Source organism: Proteiniphilum sp. (assembly GCF_040307845.1).
Taxonomy (GTDB): domain Bacteria; phylum Bacteroidota; class Bacteroidia; order Bacteroidales; family Dysgonomonadaceae; genus Proteiniphilum.
This window is the reverse complement of the sequence record NZ_JAWRIS010000020.1, coordinates 1-17,254: the sequence shown is the minus strand read 5'-3', so window position 1 is coordinate 17,254 and position 17,254 is coordinate 1. Positions and strand designations below refer to the sequence as shown.

At 43.8% G+C, this 17,254-nt stretch carries 17 protein-coding genes; 15 read left to right on the top strand and 2 right to left on the bottom strand.

The features are described 5' to 3' along the window. Nucleotide 1 precedes the first annotated feature (1 nt). The 6 genes from hmuT to ABV001_RS04715 all read left to right on the top strand — a co-directional run bounded on the left by hmuT (nucleotide 2) and on the right by ABV001_RS04715 (nucleotide 6,668). On the top strand, nucleotides 2-706 hold the full coding sequence (gene hmuT / locus ABV001_RS04740; protein WP_352421745.1) for an HmuT family protein: 705 nt from the start codon (nucleotides 2-4) through the stop codon (nucleotides 704-706). Then, entirely contained in the window at nucleotides 706-1,302 is a 597-nt protein-coding gene (locus tag ABV001_RS04735) for a MotA/TolQ/ExbB proton channel family protein (RefSeq protein ID WP_352421744.1), read from the top strand. Before hmuT ends, ABV001_RS04735 begins: the two co-directional genes overlap by 1 nt. 4 nt (nucleotides 1,303-1,306) lie before the next feature. Further along, on the top strand, nucleotides 1,307-1,639 hold the full coding sequence (locus ABV001_RS04730; RefSeq protein WP_352421743.1) for a DUF2149 domain-containing protein: 333 nt from the start codon (nucleotides 1,307-1,309) through the stop codon (nucleotides 1,637-1,639). Nucleotides 1,640-1,849: 210 nt separating this feature from the next. Continuing rightward, entirely contained in the window at nucleotides 1,850-4,252 is a 2,403-nt protein-coding gene (locus ABV001_RS04725) for a TonB-dependent receptor (RefSeq protein WP_352421742.1), read from the top strand. A gap of 51 nt (nucleotides 4,253-4,303) precedes the next feature. After that, nucleotides 4,304-5,713, top strand: coding sequence for a DUF4374 domain-containing protein (locus ABV001_RS04720; RefSeq protein WP_352421741.1), 1,410 nt, complete (start codon nucleotides 4,304-4,306; stop codon nucleotides 5,711-5,713). Nucleotides 5,714-5,801: 88 nt separating this feature from the next. Further along, the gene (locus ABV001_RS04715) at nucleotides 5,802-6,668 is read left to right on the top strand and encodes an alpha/beta hydrolase (protein ID WP_352421740.1); all 867 of its coding nucleotides are present in this window, start codon (nucleotides 5,802-5,804) and stop codon (nucleotides 6,666-6,668) included. Nucleotides 6,669-6,722: 54 nt separating this feature from the next. Here ABV001_RS04715 and ABV001_RS04710 read toward each other — a convergent pair whose 3' ends face one another. Next, the gene (locus ABV001_RS04710; RefSeq protein ID WP_352421739.1) at nucleotides 6,723-6,875 is read right to left on the bottom strand and encodes a hypothetical protein; all 153 of its coding nucleotides are present in this window, start codon (nucleotides 6,873-6,875) and stop codon (nucleotides 6,723-6,725) included. Between the two features lie 142 nt (nucleotides 6,876-7,017). Here ABV001_RS04710 and ABV001_RS04705 point away from each other — a divergent pair, with 142 nt between their 5' ends. From ABV001_RS04705 to rnhB, 9 genes are all read left to right on the top strand, one after another. Then, nucleotides 7,018-8,130, top strand: a complete 1,113-nt coding sequence (locus ABV001_RS04705) for a redoxin domain-containing protein (protein WP_352421738.1) — start codon at nucleotides 7,018-7,020, stop codon at nucleotides 8,128-8,130. Nucleotides 8,131-8,279: 149 nt separating this feature from the next. Beyond that, the gene (locus ABV001_RS04700; RefSeq protein ID WP_352421737.1) at nucleotides 8,280-9,092 is read left to right on the top strand and encodes an MlaE family ABC transporter permease; all 813 of its coding nucleotides are present in this window, start codon (nucleotides 8,280-8,282) and stop codon (nucleotides 9,090-9,092) included. A 6-nt stretch (nucleotides 9,093-9,098) separates the two neighbouring features. Next, complete coding sequence (locus tag ABV001_RS04695) at nucleotides 9,099-9,833, top strand: ABC transporter ATP-binding protein (protein ID WP_352421736.1); 735 nt, start codon at nucleotides 9,099-9,101, stop codon at nucleotides 9,831-9,833. A gap of 31 nt (nucleotides 9,834-9,864) precedes the next feature. After that, nucleotides 9,865-10,926 carry an MlaD family protein gene (locus ABV001_RS04690; protein ID WP_352421735.1) on the top strand — a complete coding sequence of 354 codons (1,062 nt, stop codon included), beginning with the start codon at nucleotides 9,865-9,867 and terminating at the stop codon, nucleotides 10,924-10,926. Between the two features lie 108 nt (nucleotides 10,927-11,034). Further along, nucleotides 11,035-12,132, top strand: coding sequence for an N-acetylmuramoyl-L-alanine amidase family protein (locus ABV001_RS04685; protein WP_352421734.1), 1,098 nt, complete (start codon nucleotides 11,035-11,037; stop codon nucleotides 12,130-12,132). 15 nt (nucleotides 12,133-12,147) lie between these two features. Beyond that, nucleotides 12,148-13,041: an MlaD family protein gene (locus ABV001_RS04680; RefSeq protein ID WP_352421733.1), complete on the top strand. Its 894-nt coding sequence runs from the start codon at nucleotides 12,148-12,150 to the stop codon at nucleotides 13,039-13,041. A 356-nt stretch (nucleotides 13,042-13,397) separates the two neighbouring features. Further along, complete coding sequence (gene dnaA / locus ABV001_RS04675) at nucleotides 13,398-14,801, top strand: chromosomal replication initiator protein DnaA (protein WP_352421732.1); 1,404 nt, start codon at nucleotides 13,398-13,400, stop codon at nucleotides 14,799-14,801. Nucleotides 14,802-14,878: 77 nt separating this feature from the next. Next, nucleotides 14,879-16,135, top strand: a complete 1,257-nt coding sequence (locus ABV001_RS04670) for a metallophosphoesterase family protein (protein WP_352421731.1) — start codon at nucleotides 14,879-14,881, stop codon at nucleotides 16,133-16,135. A 186-nt stretch (nucleotides 16,136-16,321) separates the two neighbouring features. Next, entirely contained in the window at nucleotides 16,322-16,936 is a 615-nt protein-coding gene (gene rnhB, locus ABV001_RS04665) for a ribonuclease HII (RefSeq protein ID WP_352421730.1), read from the top strand. A 92-nt stretch (nucleotides 16,937-17,028) separates the two neighbouring features. On the opposite strand, the gene ABV001_RS04660 is transcribed toward rnhB, so the two are convergent. Then, the coding region (locus tag ABV001_RS04660) for a transposase (RefSeq protein WP_352421729.1) at nucleotides 17,029-17,254 on the bottom strand (226 nt) is incomplete at its 5' end.

The window sequence follows — 17,254 nt, the reverse complement described above, 5'->3', positions numbered from 1 at the left end:
TATGGAAATCATCATCCAGGTATTGATCCTGTTTATCATCATCAACGGCATCCTGAAACTTAGTTTCTGGGAATGGTGGCAGACGGTAATTTTTGGGGTAATCTGTGCGGCTTTCGTGGTCTGGGCGCAACAATATGCCATTGTCCAATCCAAAACACAGTTGCACGATTATCTCTCGAACCGCCACGCATTGCAGGACATGGCAGTGCTTATCACGGTTGAATCGGCCATCTGCCTCGCCTTTTGTTTTGCCGCTTTGATGGATATGTTTGGTAAGAAAAAAAAGCACTGGGTGCGGTTATTGTACTGGTATCCCAGTCTTTTGTTGTTTCCGGCGCTGTTTTATATACTGACACAGACTATCTTCAGTCTTTCCGGGATCGATTTCAATACTATAGCATATGCGATTGCCGGTATTACCCTTGTTATTATCCCCACTGCTTCTTACGGTATTAAATTTCTGTTGCCTGAGAAGGAATTACGGTTAGAAGTGCACTTCCTTGTAAGCCTTTTTGTGGCTGTATTAGGATTATTGACCACCGTAAACGGGAATGTGACTTATGCGGCGGTGAAGGAGCCGTTGAATATAAAGGCAGTTTTCTATTCCATTGTTCTGTTTGTATTATTATTTGCAATAGGGTATCTCTGGAACAGATATAAATGGAAATTTAGGAAGGGATTTAGAGGAATTAAAAAAATCAAATAATGGAAGTTATTTCAAAAACGCTATTCTGGGTAGCTAACAGCCTGTTGATACCCGATATTATTATTCTGCTGTTTCTGTTTGGGCGCTCGCTGCTGCTGATCGGCAGTTTTTACGACCAGTTCATGACCAAACGGAAAAATGACAAGGCAATAGGAAACAGAATCAAAGAATTATCGAATTTGAGTATGGACGAATTGAGGGCCGTCATGCCTAAAAACGATAACTCGCTTTTTATTAAATACCTGCGCGACTTGTTGACTACCACACCCAGCGAGGCATATTCTGATTTTCTGATTTCCAACTTCGAGAATGAAGCCGATAAGGACCTTGCCCTCTCAAAAATGCTTGCCAAAATGGGACCGGTACTCGGTTTGATCGGGACGCTTATCGCCATGAGCCCGGCCTTGGTGGGACTCTCCACCGGGGATATTTCCGGTATGGCGTACAACATGCAGGTAGTTTTTGCCACTACAGTTGTGGGGTTGGTAGTGTCTGCCATAGGGTTGGTTACATTGCAGACCAAACAGCGGTGGTATGCAAAAGATGTGAACAACCTCGACTACGTTTCCCGGATTTTAACCGAAAAAAACAGATGACATCATGAGTAGAAGACGAAGAATCAGCAAATTTTCGGGAGAAGAGGATACCGACCCGCTAAGCGTTATCGTGAACCTGTTTGATGTGGCGATGGTATTTGCCGTCGCACTGATGGTCGCCATGGTGATGCACATGAATATGACGGAAGTTTTTACGCAGGAAGATTATACTATCGTAAAGAATCCCGGAAAGGATAATATGGAGATCATCACTAAAGAAGGAAATAAAATCAGTAAATATACTCCTTCCGATGAGCAATCTACAGGCTCTAAAGGTCGTCGGGTAGGGGTAGCTTATGAACTGGAAAATGGTGAAATAATTTACGTGCCTGAATAGAAATCCCTTCACTTATTTGTCATAACACTTAAATCATCCCCTGTGATAATAATAGAGGATGTTGGCTATTGCTATATCTGCAAATTCTACTATTTGTGGGTATATATGGCTCTTTTCAGCTTGAAAAATACCTATTTCTTGCAATTGACGCCTATCATTATTGCCAGTATCTTTGTACCGTAATTTTAGGTAATCTCATTAATATAAAAAATGAATCAATTAAGAGGTCTTTATGTAAGGCTGATCGGGATAATCGTTTTTATTTTCTTTGTTCAATCTTTATTTTCACAGCAGGACCGCCAAACCGTTATTCGGGGAAGCGTAAAAGATAGTAAAGGTGCTCCGGTAGAATTTGCTACCGTCTATATAAAAGAAACACAACAAGGGACACAAACGGATCTTAAGGGTCATTTCCTTTTGCAGGTTGCACCGGGGAGTTATACGTTTTGTGTACAAATGATGGGGTATGAAACTTATGAACAACCCATTACCCTGAAGCCGGGTGAGAAAATGACTATTCCTGTGACGTTGGAAGAGAAGCGATATGCGTTGCAGGAGGTGGTGGTTGAAGCCAAATCCTCTGTACAACGTATCAATGAGTCGGCGTACAATGCAGTAGCGTTGGATGCCACGGTACAGCATAACTTGACGGCCAATTTGTCGGGCATGTTGAACAAGGTGTCGGGTGTGCGTATCCGGGAGACTGGTGGCGTGGGTTCTGACATGCAGGTGATGCTGGATGGCTTCAGTGGCAAACATGTGAAAGTGTTTATCGATGGAGTTCCCCAGGAAGGAGTAGGGCAGTCGTTCGGATTGAACAATATCCCGATAAATTATGCCGAGCGTATAGAGGTATACAAGGGAGTGGTGCCGGTGGAGTTCGGGACTGATGCCATTGGGGGTGTAATCAATATTGTGACCAAGAAGGGTTTCAATAAGAAATGGCACCTTGATGCCTCCTACTCGTATGGTTCTTATAACACCCACAAATCATATTTCAATTTTGGGCAGACGTTTGACAATGGGTTGACGTACGAAGTGAATGCGTTCCAGAACTATTCCGACAATAATTACTGGGTGGATACACCTGTCAAAGAGTTTTTGCCGGATGGCGGTAGTAGTACCGACCGGTCAAAAATTGAACGGGTAAAGCGCTTTCATGATACTTATCACAACGAAGCCATATCCGGAAAGGTCGGTCTGGTCAATAAACCATGGGCTGACCGTTTGATCTTTGGATTGACTTACTCACAGGTATATAGCGACATACAAACCGGTGTGAGGCAGGAGATCGTGTTTGGCGGTAAATACCGCAAAGGGCATTCCCTGATGCCGTCATTGGAATATCGCAAGAGAGACATCTTTATCAAAGGGTTGGACGTGACGCTCACTGGCAATTACAATAAGAACACCACCCAAAATGTGGATACTGCCACCTATGAATTTAACTGGCGGGGGGAAAAGCGACCACGGACAGGGACCCCGGGGGAGCAGTCATACATGCACCTGCGGTCGGATAACAATAACTGGAACGGAACGATTTCTGCGCGTTACCGGTTGAATGATATCCATTCGTTCACATTCAACCACATTATTAATTCATTCCGCCGTTCCAACCGGTCATTGCTGATACCCGGTTCCTCCTCGGATCCTATACCCAAGGAGACACGGAAGAATGTCAGCGGCCTCTCTTACCAGTTTATGCCCAACGAGAGGTGGAACGCTTCGTTGTTCGGTAAGTATTACAACCAGCACGTGGCAGGCCCGGTGGCTGCCTCTTCCTCGACGAATGAAGCGGTGAGGGTTACAAAAAATATTAGTACTACTGGTTACGGCGCAGCGGGAACTTATTTCCTCCTCGATAACCTGCAGGCTAAGTTGTCTTATGAGAAGGTGTACCGCCTGCCGACTAATAATGAGATGTTTGGCGATGAGGATCTGGAAACCGGAGATATCGCAATTAAGCCGGAGAACAGTCATAACGTCAACTTCAATATGAGCTTTGATGAGTCGTTCGGCAAGCATGCTGTTTATCTGGAGGGAGGATTGATTTACCGTGATATAAAAGATTATATCCAACGTAATATAACCGGAGTAGGTGGAGGACGCTTTGGAGCAGCCTATGTCAACCATGGTAAAGTGCTTACGAAAGGATACACCCTTACTGCACGATACAACTTTTCAAACCTGTTGAGCGTGGGAGGGAACTTCACCGAAATCAATACCCGCGATAATGTGGCGACCACCATTACCGGTTCGCCCAGTAATACATATAAGGCCCGTATGCCAAATGTACCTTACCTCTTTGCCAATTCGGACATTACTTTTTACAAGCATAATCTGGGTGCCAAAGGAAATGTGTTGACTCTCATTTATGATAATTTCTATGTGAAGCGTTTTCCTCTCTATTCGGAGGCGCTGGGCGGTAGTGAAAGTAAATTGGTTGTGCCTACCCAGTTCTCCCATAATGTGAGTATTTCCTACTCCCTGAAAGAGGGACGTTACAATATCTCATTCGAATGTCAAAACATTACCGACGAAAAGTTATACGACAACTTTAGCTTGCAGAAGGCGGGCAGGGCATTCTATGGTAAACTGAGGGTTTCCCTGTGAAAAAATAAGTGAACAATTAATTCATTAATCATTAATTAAAACTAAAATAAAATGAAACGTTCTAAATTGTATTTGATCTCAGCATTATTGATAGCAGGATTGGCTTTCTTTTCCTGCGATAGCGATACTCCGGATCCGAATAATGGAGGAAATGGGGATGAAGTGTCGGAGAGCTATGTTGTCGCCGCACTGGATGGAACTACTACTGTGGCCAATTACCTCTTGACCCCCGATGCATTGGATAAAGGTTCGATTAGCACCAAGGTTGGTGATCCTTATGAAACAGAAACCGGCACTTATTGGGTATTTTCCAAAGATAAATATTTGTTCCGTCTTGTCTATAATCAGGGTAACGCAGGTGTCAGCACCTCCTATGTTCTCAATACACAGGGAAATATAGAAGAGCGCAATAATACCTACGAGATAAAGCGGTTTACTTCTTACGGAACATACAAAGATTATGTCATCACCTCTTCTACCAACGATTTAGGAGCTAATCTTGCCGATGCGAACGGTTATCTGCCCAAAGGATTCCAGTTCTCGTATCTTGATGTCGAGAAAGAGACTTACAACTCGAATCAGGAGGTAGTGCTGTCCGAGAACTACCTGGATAACGGTGAGTTTGTAACATTGGCAGGTATTCTTGAAGCCAACAATAAAATTTACTCCGCTCCCATCCCCATGGGATTGAGCCAATATGGTGTGAAAGCAGAAGGGGGTAAGTATGTGAAATATCCTGAACTGGTGAAAACCGAGGATGGTGGGCAAGCCAGCAGTGCATATAAAAAAGGAGAGTTGCAGTGGACTCAATATCCCGATGAAGCGTGGGTGGCTATTTACAATGATCAAAATCTTAAAAACCCGAAACTGATCAAGACCGATAAGATCAGTTATGCTACCGGACGCCATCGCTCACAGTATTACCAGATGATATGGGCCGCTGATAACGGAGATGTGTATGTTTTTTCTCCCAGTTATGCCAAGACAATGGATGAAGATGCACAGAAGACTAAATTGCCTGCGGGTGTTGTCCGTATTAAAGCGGGAACGGAAGAATTTGACAGCGATTACTATTACAATCTCGAAGAGCAAACCAATGGTAACCCATTCCTGCAGAGCTGGCATATTGGCGGAGATTATTTCCTGTTGGTGATGTATGATGAACCGTATGATGACGATTTTGATTCTACGAATACACCGGCATCGCGTCTGGCTGTCTTTAAAGGGGAAACCGGGAAACTGACGTATGTGACCGGATTGCCCGATCCCGACAAGATTCAAGGATTTGCCGGTATGCCCTATGTGGAGAATGGCATTGCCTATATCGGGGTAACTACTACCGACGGTAATTATCCTGCTGTGTATAGTATAAACCCACAAACAGCCAAGGCTGTCAAAGGGCTTGAGTTGCAGGTGGTTCAGGCTGTCGCTGTCGGTAAATTGAACGCTTCGAAGAACTAACTTCCATAAACAAGTCTTCTTTATGTTATTCCCCTTGCTTTCGTCTTATTGACTAAAAGCAGGGGGAATAGTGTCAGATGAAACCGGTATGAAATCAATTCTTTTCTTATCTCTTTTTTTTGTCGTTTATTCCATGCAGGGACAACCGAGCCAGGTGATAACCCCCATTAAAGAATCGGCAAAACAGTTATTTGATTTGGAACAACATGACCTGGCATACAACGGGAGAGAATACCGTCTTTATATCGCCCAGCCTGTTGATAGTGGAGATGCGTCCCGCCCGGTGTTATATATGCTGGATGGTAATGGCCAGTTCCCGATGCTGGTCAACGGGGTAGAAAAAGTTTCTGAAAATACACCGTTAATTGTAGGTATCGGTTATCCTTCGGATATGGCATACCCTAAAGAGCGCACCCGGGATTATACGATCCCGATTAAGGAAAATGACGAGGGAGGAGGTGCCGAAGATTTTTACAGGTTTATCGTGGATAAAGTGAGACCTTTTGTAGAATCCCATTATACTGTCGACACTACACGCCAGACATTGTGCGGACATTCCCACGGAGGTCTTTTTACCTTGTATGTGATGTTCAATCACACCCGAAGTTTTCAGCATTATGTGGCTGCCAGTCCTTCTATCTGGTGGGGTCAGGGGATGGTTGTACCCAAACGGCGACCGCTCTTTACCCATATACCCCATTCAGTAACCATTACTTTGGGCGAATATGAAGAAAATCCTGTATCAGATCCGTCCAGAAAGAATTTATCACCCGATATACTGAAAAAGAAAGAGCAACGAAAAGGAGGAATATCACCACGTGAACTGGCTTTGATGATCGCCAAAGAAGTTCCCGGTACCCGTTTTATCCTGTTTGAAGGAAAGAACCATGGAAGTTCTATACCGGAATTCCTGAGAGAAACTGTACACGTTGCAAGTTCCACCTCCCCAATCTGATCACTTAGGCACTTAATCACTCAGGCACCTTTCCACTTTTTCACCTTTCCCCAATCAATTCAGATTCATCGTCTTGTGTGGTATGGATAGTTCTTTTTCAACATAGACACATTGGGAAAATTGACAGATAAGCGCCAACGATAATGCCGATGGTTTCATACCGGTAATAGCCGCCGGTTTGCCGGATTTTTTCTCTGGTGTATCCATAACAGGTTGTTTTCCTTTTTACACGAATAGAACGCTTCCAAAGTATCTTTATTGCAACAGGTTGAAAAAAAACGCAAAAAACGTTTTTCATCAAACCATTTTACATATCTTTGTCGTAATTTAATTATAAAAAAGGAAGAAGATGAGAAAACTAATTTATCTTTTTATTATTGCCGGCACACTTTTGTCATGCCAGAACAGCAATAAATATACTATCACGGGTACGGTAGCCGGTGATGCTTATGAAGGAACGAACGTTTATTTGCAGCAGATGACCGATAATGCGATGGAAGCAACCGATACAGCTGTTGTTCAGAACGGTGCATTCTCTTTCTCAGGGACGAGCGACACACCGCTGCTTCGTTTTATCGCTTTGGATGAATCTGTAAACCCGCAACAGGAAAACAGAATCCCTGTTTTGGTTGAACCGGGTAAACTGGAAGTGGCTTTCGATACCATCGTCACAGTGAAAGGCACAAAAGTGAATGATGCTTACACTACTTTTAGAATGCAACAAAAAGATCTGGTAAAGGAAATCAGGGATGTTATCGGTCAATTCAACAGTGAAAATGCCGCAGGTACCATGACCGAAGAGCGGGATGCGGAATTGCAGGAGTCTTATGAAAATATCAGTAAGCAACTGACCGATCTGAATTTTAATTTTATCAAAGAGAATATAGGAAATAAGCTGGGGGAATTTGTTTTCCAGGGCTCTTCTTCCATGTTTGAAGCAGATCAACAGAAGGAAGTTCTTGATCTTGCCAGTGAAGAGTTCAAATCCGGTGAAAATATCCAGCGCATCATAAAGCGGCTTGAAAATCTCGAGAAGGTGGCAGTGGGTGAGAAATTCGTTGATTTCACCTTGAAGGATACTGAAGGCAATGATGTTTCTCTTTCTGATTATGCCGGTAAAGGGAATTATGTCTTGGTCGATTTCTGGGCTGCCTGGTGCGGGCCCTGTCGTCAGGAAATGCCTAATGTCGTTACAGCTTATGAGAAATATAAAGCAAAAGGATTTGAAGTAGTAGGTGTATCGCTCGATCAGGAACATGACCGTTGGGTGCAGGGAATCAAGGATTTGAATATGACCTGGCCTCAGATGTCCGACCTGCAATATTGGAACAGTAAGGTAGTGGATCTATACGCTATACAAGGAATACCCCACACTGTACTTCTTGATAAAGAAGGTACAATTATTGAAAAGAATCTTAGGGGAGAAGCATTGGATAATAAGTTGGCCGAGTTGATGCCGTAATTGGCAAGAACGTAGCACTTATCGCGGAACTTCATCATCGTGAAGTGATGGAAAGGAGAGTTTGTTTCATAATAGGGACAAGCTCTTTTTTTAGCAAAACAAATGTATTCTTTTTCTTGTTCTAATAGAAGTTTCAATAAACTGTCAATATGAAGAAACATACATTAAGTCGACTAAGCCTGAAAAGTATCCGTATCTCAGAAGAAATCCGACATTCTTATAATGGACTATTTATTGATCTGGGAGAGTTGGTTGTCTTTACGATAAATGTGATAAAGCAACTTTTCCGCCCCCCGTTTGAGTATATGGAGTTGATAAAACAAGGCTTTATACTGGGGAATAAATCGTTTGGACTGGTGAGTGTTACGGGCTTTATCATGGGTTTGGTTTTGACTATGCAGATGAATCCTGTTCTGGCAGATTTCGGGGCGCAGTCGTTATTGCCGAGTGCTATCTCTGTGGCGATGGTGCGGGAGCTGGGACCCGTGATAACGGGGCTTATCTGTGCCGGAAGAATGAGTTCCGGTATTGGAGCCGAGATTGCCGCCATGAGGGTAACCGAGCAGATAGATGCCATGGAAGTTTCCGGAACGAACCCGCTGGGATTTGTCGTTACTACCCGTGTGATGGCGGCAATGATTACTGTGCCGGTGCTCGTTATTTTTGCCGATGCTTTTAGTCTTATCGGCGCATTCCTGGCCGTAAACATTTTTGAAGACACCTCGTCCACTCTTTTTCTCGACAGGTCCTTTTCCATGTTGGGTTTCCGGGATTTGATGCCGGCCACTATAAAGACCGTTTTTTTTGGTTTCTTTATCGGACTCATCGGTTGTTATAAGGGATATAACGCCGGAATCGGTACGGAATCGGTAGGAAAGGCGGCCAATTCGGCAGTGGTGTCGGCGTCATTGACCATTTTCGTGATAGACCTGGTTTTTGTTTTAATCACTAATCTTCTCTGATTTTATATGCAAAAGCAAGAAGTAATCGTCATAAAGCAACTATACAAATCGTTTGGAGATAAGCATATTCTCCGGGGAATTGACTTGACCTTGCACAAAGGCGAAAATTTGGGTATTGTGGGAAAGTCGGGCACCGGTAAATCGGTACTTGCAAAATGTATCGTCAGGCTGATAGAGCCCGATAAGGGGGAGATTAATGTGCTGGGTACGGATGTGCTGGCATGTGACGATGCTGAGTTGACCGGGATAAGGAAAAAAGTGGGTTATCTTTTTCAGGGAGGCGCCTTGTATGACTCAATGAGCGTGCGGGAGAATCTTCTCTTCCCTGTAAGAAGGACCCAGTTCGTGGATAAAGAGCAGGATAGTGAGGAGTTGGTGGAAAATTCCTTGCGGAGCGTGGGCCTGCTGGATGCGATAGATAAGATGCCGGGGGAATTGTCGGGTGGAATGAAAAAGAGGATAGCCCTTGCCCGGGCACTTATCCTGAAGCCTGAGATCATCCTTTATGACGAGCCCACCACCGGTTTAGACGCGGTTACATCAGGGGAGATCAGCGAGCTGATAATCAAGGTGAAGGAAGAATATGGTACCGCCTCCATTATTATCACCCACGATATGAAATGCGCCAAAATAGCCACGGACAACATTCAGATCATGAAAGAGGGCGTTTTCGTGGTCGAGGGTACATATGATGAGCTCAGTGCGAGCACTGACAAAGAGATACGCGATTATTTTATTTAGTAGTTACACATATAATATATCACGGATAGTTATGAAAGATAATAAAAGAAAAGCTTTACGCTTAGGCATTTTTGTTATGGCAGCGCTGGTCTTGTTTGTTGTCGCAATATATTTGATAGGGAGTAAAGGAAACCTGTTCAGCCCCACGAAAGATATATTGTCGTCATTCAAGGATATACGGGGGCTCTCGGTAGGTAACAATGTCCGGTTTGCCGGTATAAATGTGGGTACGGTGAAAAATATCCGTATTATCTCCGATTCGTCTGTGGTTGTAACGATGTCAATCCGGGATGATTATACACAGTATATCTATAAGAATTCCACTGTGGAGATTGGACAGGAAGGCCTGATGGGAGGAAAGATCGTGTTGATCGCTTCCGGTTCTCCCGATGCCGGCATGATTGAGGATAATGACTATCTTGCGGTGGCTGAAGGATTGGATATACAGGGTATGATAGCCCAGGCACAGACACTGCTGAGAGAAGCTACCCAGACAGTATCTAATCTTAATTTGATGACTGATAAAATGAATGAGGGGGATGGAGACATAGCCCGTTTATTGAATAATAATGATTTAACCACGCAGTTGGCCATCGCAACCCGGAAATTAAACAACTCCATGTCTGATGTAAATGACATAACGAGGAGCGTAAGTGACGGACAGGGCGACTTGGGCAAATTGATCAATGATGATGCCATTACGACCCGGTTGTCAGAGATCATGGCAAATATAGAGACGGCATCGGTGAAGGCTGATGCCGTGATAGACGAATTGCATCAGACAACGTATGCCCTCAATCACGGGGAAGGCGTTTTGCCCCGATTGCTTCATGATAAGGAATTGGGATTGAGCGTGGATACAGCCATCACAAGGGTGGACCAGGGTGTTTTTGAGGTTACCAGGGCTGCCGAGACCATAGCCGACAGTTGGATTTTCAGGCTGTTTTCAAAAAAGAAAAAAAAGGATGATAACGAGGTTCAATCTACGACTGCAGTAAGGCAACCCGTAGATTTTGAGGTACAACCGGGCGATACCATCATAGTCCCGGTAAATGAATCGGCCGGGATCGAAATAAAAAGAGGGAAAAACTAAGCCCTATTTCATGTTAAATTCTTTCAAAGTTGGGTAAATTCATCCAGTCCACACTCTGAAACTGTTTCCAATACAAAATTTATATCTATTTTTGCAAAAAGTATTTGTATGGCGTTAAACAGGAAACAGCTGTTTTTTCTTTTTGGGATGCTGATTCCGGCTTTTTTTATTGCTGCCGGGACATTGTCCGCGCAAAACAGAAAATTTACTGTTGTAATTGATCCCGGTCATGGGGGGAAGGACCCCGGTGCGGTAGGATCGAATTCCAAAGAGAAAGATATCGTACTTTCGGTAGGGTTAAAACTGGGAAAACTCATCGAGAACAATCATCCCGATGTAAATGTCATATATACCCGGAATAATGATCGGTTTGTAGCACTGAACCAGCGGGCGGAGATCGCCAATAAGGGACATGCCGATCTTTTTATATCGCTTCATTGTAATGCGCTCGACCGCAGGAGAACCTCCCCGCAGGGAGTGGAAACTTTCGTGCTGGGATTACACCGGAGTAAAGATAATCTGGATGTGGCGAAAGCAGAAAACTCGGTGATCATGTATGAAGAGGACTATTCGGTGAAATATGAGGGATTTAATCCCAATGAGCCGGAGTCTTATATTATCTTCGAATTCATGGCCAATGAGTTTCTCGACCGGAGTGTCTATTTTGCCACGATGGTGCAAAACCAGTTGGTCTCCAACTCAAAGAGAATCAACAGGAACGTCCGTCAGGCCGGATTTCTGGTGTTGAGGGAAGTGGCCATGCCAAGTGTACTGGTGGAGCTGGGATATATCAGTAACAGGGAGGAGGAAAGGTATCTGAAGAGCGAGAGTGGGCAGGCTTCCCTTGCTGCAAGTATCTATAACGGGTTCAAGGAATATAAGCGGGAATATGATAAAAAAAGCTATGTGTTTACCAATGGAGGGACACAACGCCCGCAATCCCAGGGAAGCCAACCGGCATCGGCTTCTGTAAGCGAAAGGGAATACAGGATACAATTTCTTACCTCACCCCGGAAATATGGAAATGGCGCTTCTGTATTTAAAGGTTTGAATCCTGTCGATTATTATACCGATGGGAAGACCTATAAATATACGTATGGCCGCACAACCAATCCTGAAGAAAGCCGGCAGCTATTGAGAAAAGTAAAGAAAAATTTCAAAGACGCATTTATTATCGAATTTGAAAACGGTGAACGCGTGAAATAGACAGATTTTCAATGTATGGGATCCAAGTTGAGTAGAAATGCACTTATTGGACTGGCTTTTATTGCCAGCCTTGTTATGATTTATTTCGGGATCAATTTCCTGAAGGGGATCAATGTTCTCAAAAAACAGAATCAGTATTACGCCTTGTTTGAAGATGTTTCGAAATTATTGATTTCGTCACCTGTCTATGTGAAAGGTTATCAAATAGGACTGATCAATAAGATAGAGATGGTGAGCGATAATCCGATGCGTTTTGCCGTGGGGATTAACTTGTCGGAGGATGTAAGAATCCCGAGAGAGAGTTATCTTGAATATGACGTCGATATGTTTGGAGCATCCACTGTGAATCTCGTAATGGGATCTTCTGCGGACTTTATTCAATTGGGAGACACCATAACCGGAGGAAAGCAGTTCGGGCTTATGGATGGTGTTGCCAATGTGATGCCCAAGGCCGACTCTATCCTGTTGCGGGTAGACTCACTCATCTATTCATTGAACAAAATAGCAGCCAACCCAGCCTGGGAGCAATCGGTGAAAGGGATTGGAAGTACGGTGGAACAGCTTAATAACTCAAGTAAGAGCCTGAACAGGATGATGGCCTCACTTGAAAAGGATATCCCCGAGATCAGTAGTAATCTTACTTCCGTTTCTGCCGATCTGAAAGAGGTCAGTGGGGAACTTAACCAAATGGACATGGCGGGCATGTTTGCATCTATCGATGAGACCGTGAATAATCTGAAGCTGCTTACGGCTAAAATCAATAGTGATGACAATTCTTTGGGACTACTGCTGAACGATACGACGTTGCATGACAGCCTTAGTATTACTCTTGGCACGGCAGCCAAATTATTGGAAGATATCCGCCAGAATCCGGATCGTTATTTGACTATAAGAGTGAAGCTTTTTTAATAAGGTGAGATTTTGATTTGATACTCCTTTAAAAACTTAAATAGAATCGTTCTAAATAATGACTTGCCGGAGAAAGGAGTTGAACTCTTTGGTTGATCGAAGTTAAGTAACAATATGGTAACATTTTTAGCCGTTGATATTCGAGGAAAATGTTTCTTTATCTGGTTGTCAATCAGACTTGTTTCGCAAAATGTTATTTGTTAATTTGTTGTATTGTAAATAGTTGGCTCTATTCTGTTGATAAATAGCGTTTTTTTTAGGTAAGAAAAATGCCGGTCTGAAGTTTATTTTTTTATCTCGTTTTTTTTTTGAAAATTTGTAATCCGTTTGCGAAAAAAAAAAGATCATTTTTACCAATGAATAAAGATTGCCGACTTTTATGGGATAATTGTTTGAATGTCATTCGGGATAATATTCCCGAACCGGCGTTCAATACGTGGTTTCTACCTATTGTTCCGCTAAAGTATCAAGATCATGTATTTACGGTCCAGGTTCCCAGCCAATTTTTTTATGAGTATCTGGAAGATAAGTATCTTGATCTTATTCAGCATACACTCTATCGGGAAATAGGAGAGGGTACCATCCTCAATTACCGGATACTGGTAGAGACTGAAAGTAATACAGCTGTGGAACTCAGGGGGGAAGTCAAATCCTATGCGAGTGCGGATAGAAATGCTGGTGGTAAGGTTTCCGCGAAAGTTCCCAGTCCTTTTGACAGGGTAGAGACTTCGGAGTTCGATTCCCAGATTAATTCCAAATATACCTTTCTCAATTTTTTTGAAGGGGAAAGTAACCGGCTTGCCCGGACTGCTGCCGAGGCAGTGGCCATGAATCCGGCAAAAACAGCATTTAATCCATTATTTGTATATGGTAATTCGGGAGTGGGAAAAACGCACCTCTGCCATGCCATCGGCTCGAAAGTGAAAGACCTCTATCCCGATAAAAAGGTACTTTATCTCTCCGCCCATTTATTTAAGGTGCAATATACCGATGCCCGCCGTTTCAACACCATCAATGACTTCATCAACTTTTACCAGAGTATTGATATACTTCTGATCGATGATATTCAGGAACTGTCGGGATTGGAAAAAACGCAGAATACTTTTTTCCATATATTTAATCACTTGCATCAGAATAATAAGCAACTGATCATGACATCCGATTGTCCTCCCATGGATATGCAGGGTGTGGAAGAACGGCTGCTTACCCGTTTTCGCTGGGGTCTTACGACCAAACTGGAACGTCCTGATAAAGAGCTTCGCAAAAAGATCCTTCAAAATAAAGTACTCGCCGACGGACTTACTATCCCGGAGAACGTAATCGAATTTATTGCCGAGAACGTTACTGAGAACGTTCGTGACCTGGAAGGAATCGTGGTTTCACTGATGGCACATTCAATCATTAATAATCGGGAGATTGACTTGGTGCTGGCCCGGAGGGTAGTGGAGCAAAGTATCAAATTTGAAAAGAAACGTATTACCGTACAGAAAATACAGGATATTGTCTCGGATTTCTATCATGTCAAAAAAGAACTTATCCAGTCTGCATCGCGTAAACGTGAAATAGTGCAGGCACGTCAGGTGACCATGTATTTTATCAAGAAGCATACAGAATTGTCTCTTTCGCAGATAGGTGTCCAGGTTGGGAATCGTAATCATGCGACCGTACTTCATGCCTGCAATACGGTAAAGGATTTCTATGAAGTGGACAAAGGGTTCCGATCGGATATCGATGAGATCGAAAATTTGCTTAATTCATAGTTTAGGAACCGTCTCAAGTTAAAATAGAAGACGGTTTTTTTATAGCTCGATTGTAAATAGGCCATTCCCGTTTAAAAATGAAGACTCTTCTCCTGATATTTCTTCTGAGTGTTGTCTCTTCAGGATACGCCTTTCCCGATGTCCCCGGTAAGGTAAAGATCGCACTCATCACTGATATTCATTTTCTCGATGCAAAGCTGGCAGGCGAAGGTGAAGCGCTTGCTGCTTATGAGCAGGTGACCGGTAGAAATGTAACCGACTTGCATGCAGTACTGGATGTGGTGTTGGATGATTTGAAGAGGGATGTGCCTGATTTGTTGCTGATAACGGGTGATATTACCAATCACGGAGAGAAACAAAGCCATCTTGGTTTTATAGAGAAGCTCCGGCCATTACAAAATGGGGGAACACGTATTTTGGTAATTCCAGGCAATCATGATATCAATATCCCGGATGCGAAAGCCTATCAGGGCGACAAGGTTACTCCGGCAGAAACCGTTTCGAAAGAAAAATTTGCCGAATTGTATGATTCCTTCGGATATTCGGATGCGATGAAAAGGGATGGGGCATCACTGAGTTATCTGGCTGAGATCAATGATTCTATCTGGCTTCTTTGTATGGATACCAATCGTTATGAGGAACATACGACGACCTCTATTACAAGTGGTCGTATCCTTCCGGAGACCATGGTTTGGGCACTAGACATTCTCCGCGAAGCCAAAGAGAAAGGAATTACCGTGCTGGGAATGATGCATCATGGCCTGGTGGAACATTTGCCCTACCAGGCAGCTTTCTTTCCTCAATACCTGGTCGATGAATGGGAAAAGAATGCCGATCTCCTCGCCGATGCCGGATTGAAAGTGATGTTTACGGGACATTTCCATGCCAATGATATCACTCTGCGGACCTCTTCCGCAGGGAACGTTATCTATGATGTGGAGACCGCTTCGTTAGCACAATATCCTTTTGCCTACAGATTGATGACACTCAATGACACCGGGCTTTCAATTGATACCCGTTTTGTAGGTTCCATTCCCGGCAGTCCCGATTTGGCAACGGTATACCGGGATAAACTGAATGGAATGACCCGGCGGGTAGCGGAGAGACGATTGACAAGTTTAGGCATTCCCATGTCGCAGGAAACCCTCAGTGCTCTTACAGACGTGATTGTGTTAATGAACCTTATGCATGTGAAGGGTGATGAGAAACCCGATGCGGAGATGATGGAGTCAATCCGCCTTTTTGCTGCGCTAATGGGGGGTGAGGCTGATCCGGAGTCGTTCTCGTTAGATTTTCCTCCGGAAGATAACCGGATAGTGATACCGTTGCGGTGATAAGTGAGAAAGGTGGAAAAGTGCCTAAGTGATTAGGTGGTTGAGTGCCTAAGTGGAAAAGTGGAAAAGTGATTAAGTGACTGGGAGAGAGGGGGCCGGGGGACTGAAGGACTGGGAGAGTATAGGGGTTATATGTAAAATCAGGAGAAATAGATAGGGAGTAATGGGGTATTGTTGGAAAAAGGAATGAAACAGTGTAATCCTTTGTTGGCTTATTTGGAGGCCGGGCGTTTGGAGGCCGGGTGTGACGAAGCGGGTCGTGGTTGTCTGGCGGGACCTGTTTTTGCGGCTGCAGTTATTTTGCCTGAAGATTTCCATTGCAATGAGCTGAACGATTCCAAACAACTTTCGGAAAAAGAACGGCAGGAACTACGGACGATCATCGAAGAAAATGCTTTGTGCTTTGCTGTGGAAAGTTGTTCTCCGCAAGAGATCGACGAGATGAATATCCTTTGGGCTTCCGTAAAGGCGATGCATCGCGCATTAATCCGTCTGCATACACCTCCTGAGCATATTTTGGTGGATGGGAATCGCTTCCGTCCTTTCAGTAATATAACCCATACCTGCGTAGTCAAGGGTGATGCTAAATACTGCTCCATCGCCGCAGCTTCGATCCTTGCGAAAACATACCGCGATGAATATATGCAGCAACTCCATGAAACATACCCCGTATACGGCTGGAACCGTAATAAGGGATATCCCACCAAAGTACATCGGGAGGCGATAGCCCGGTATGGAATCACTCCTTATCACCGGAAGAGTTTCCGTCTTGTTGAACAGCAGTTGACATTGGATTTTTGAGGAGACCGACATAGATAAATTCTTTTTCCTAGGTATTCATTATGAAGGTCTTAGGTCAAAATCGTGTGAATTATGAAAAATACTTTATATGATTATCCGCAATATGACCTATTGTAAATTTTTGATTTGAAATCGGGGCTGTACGACACAGCGGCAATGACAAGCCTGTCGAAAAGCTTCTCCGGGAAGAATCTCCGGTTAAACTTATAACAGAATTCATTGAGGTAGTATTGCAGGTATTCTGGTTTGAGTTTATTGTGGTGCACGTCCAGTAGCAGCCGTTTGACATTGCTGATTGCCGTGTGTACCCAGGGAAGC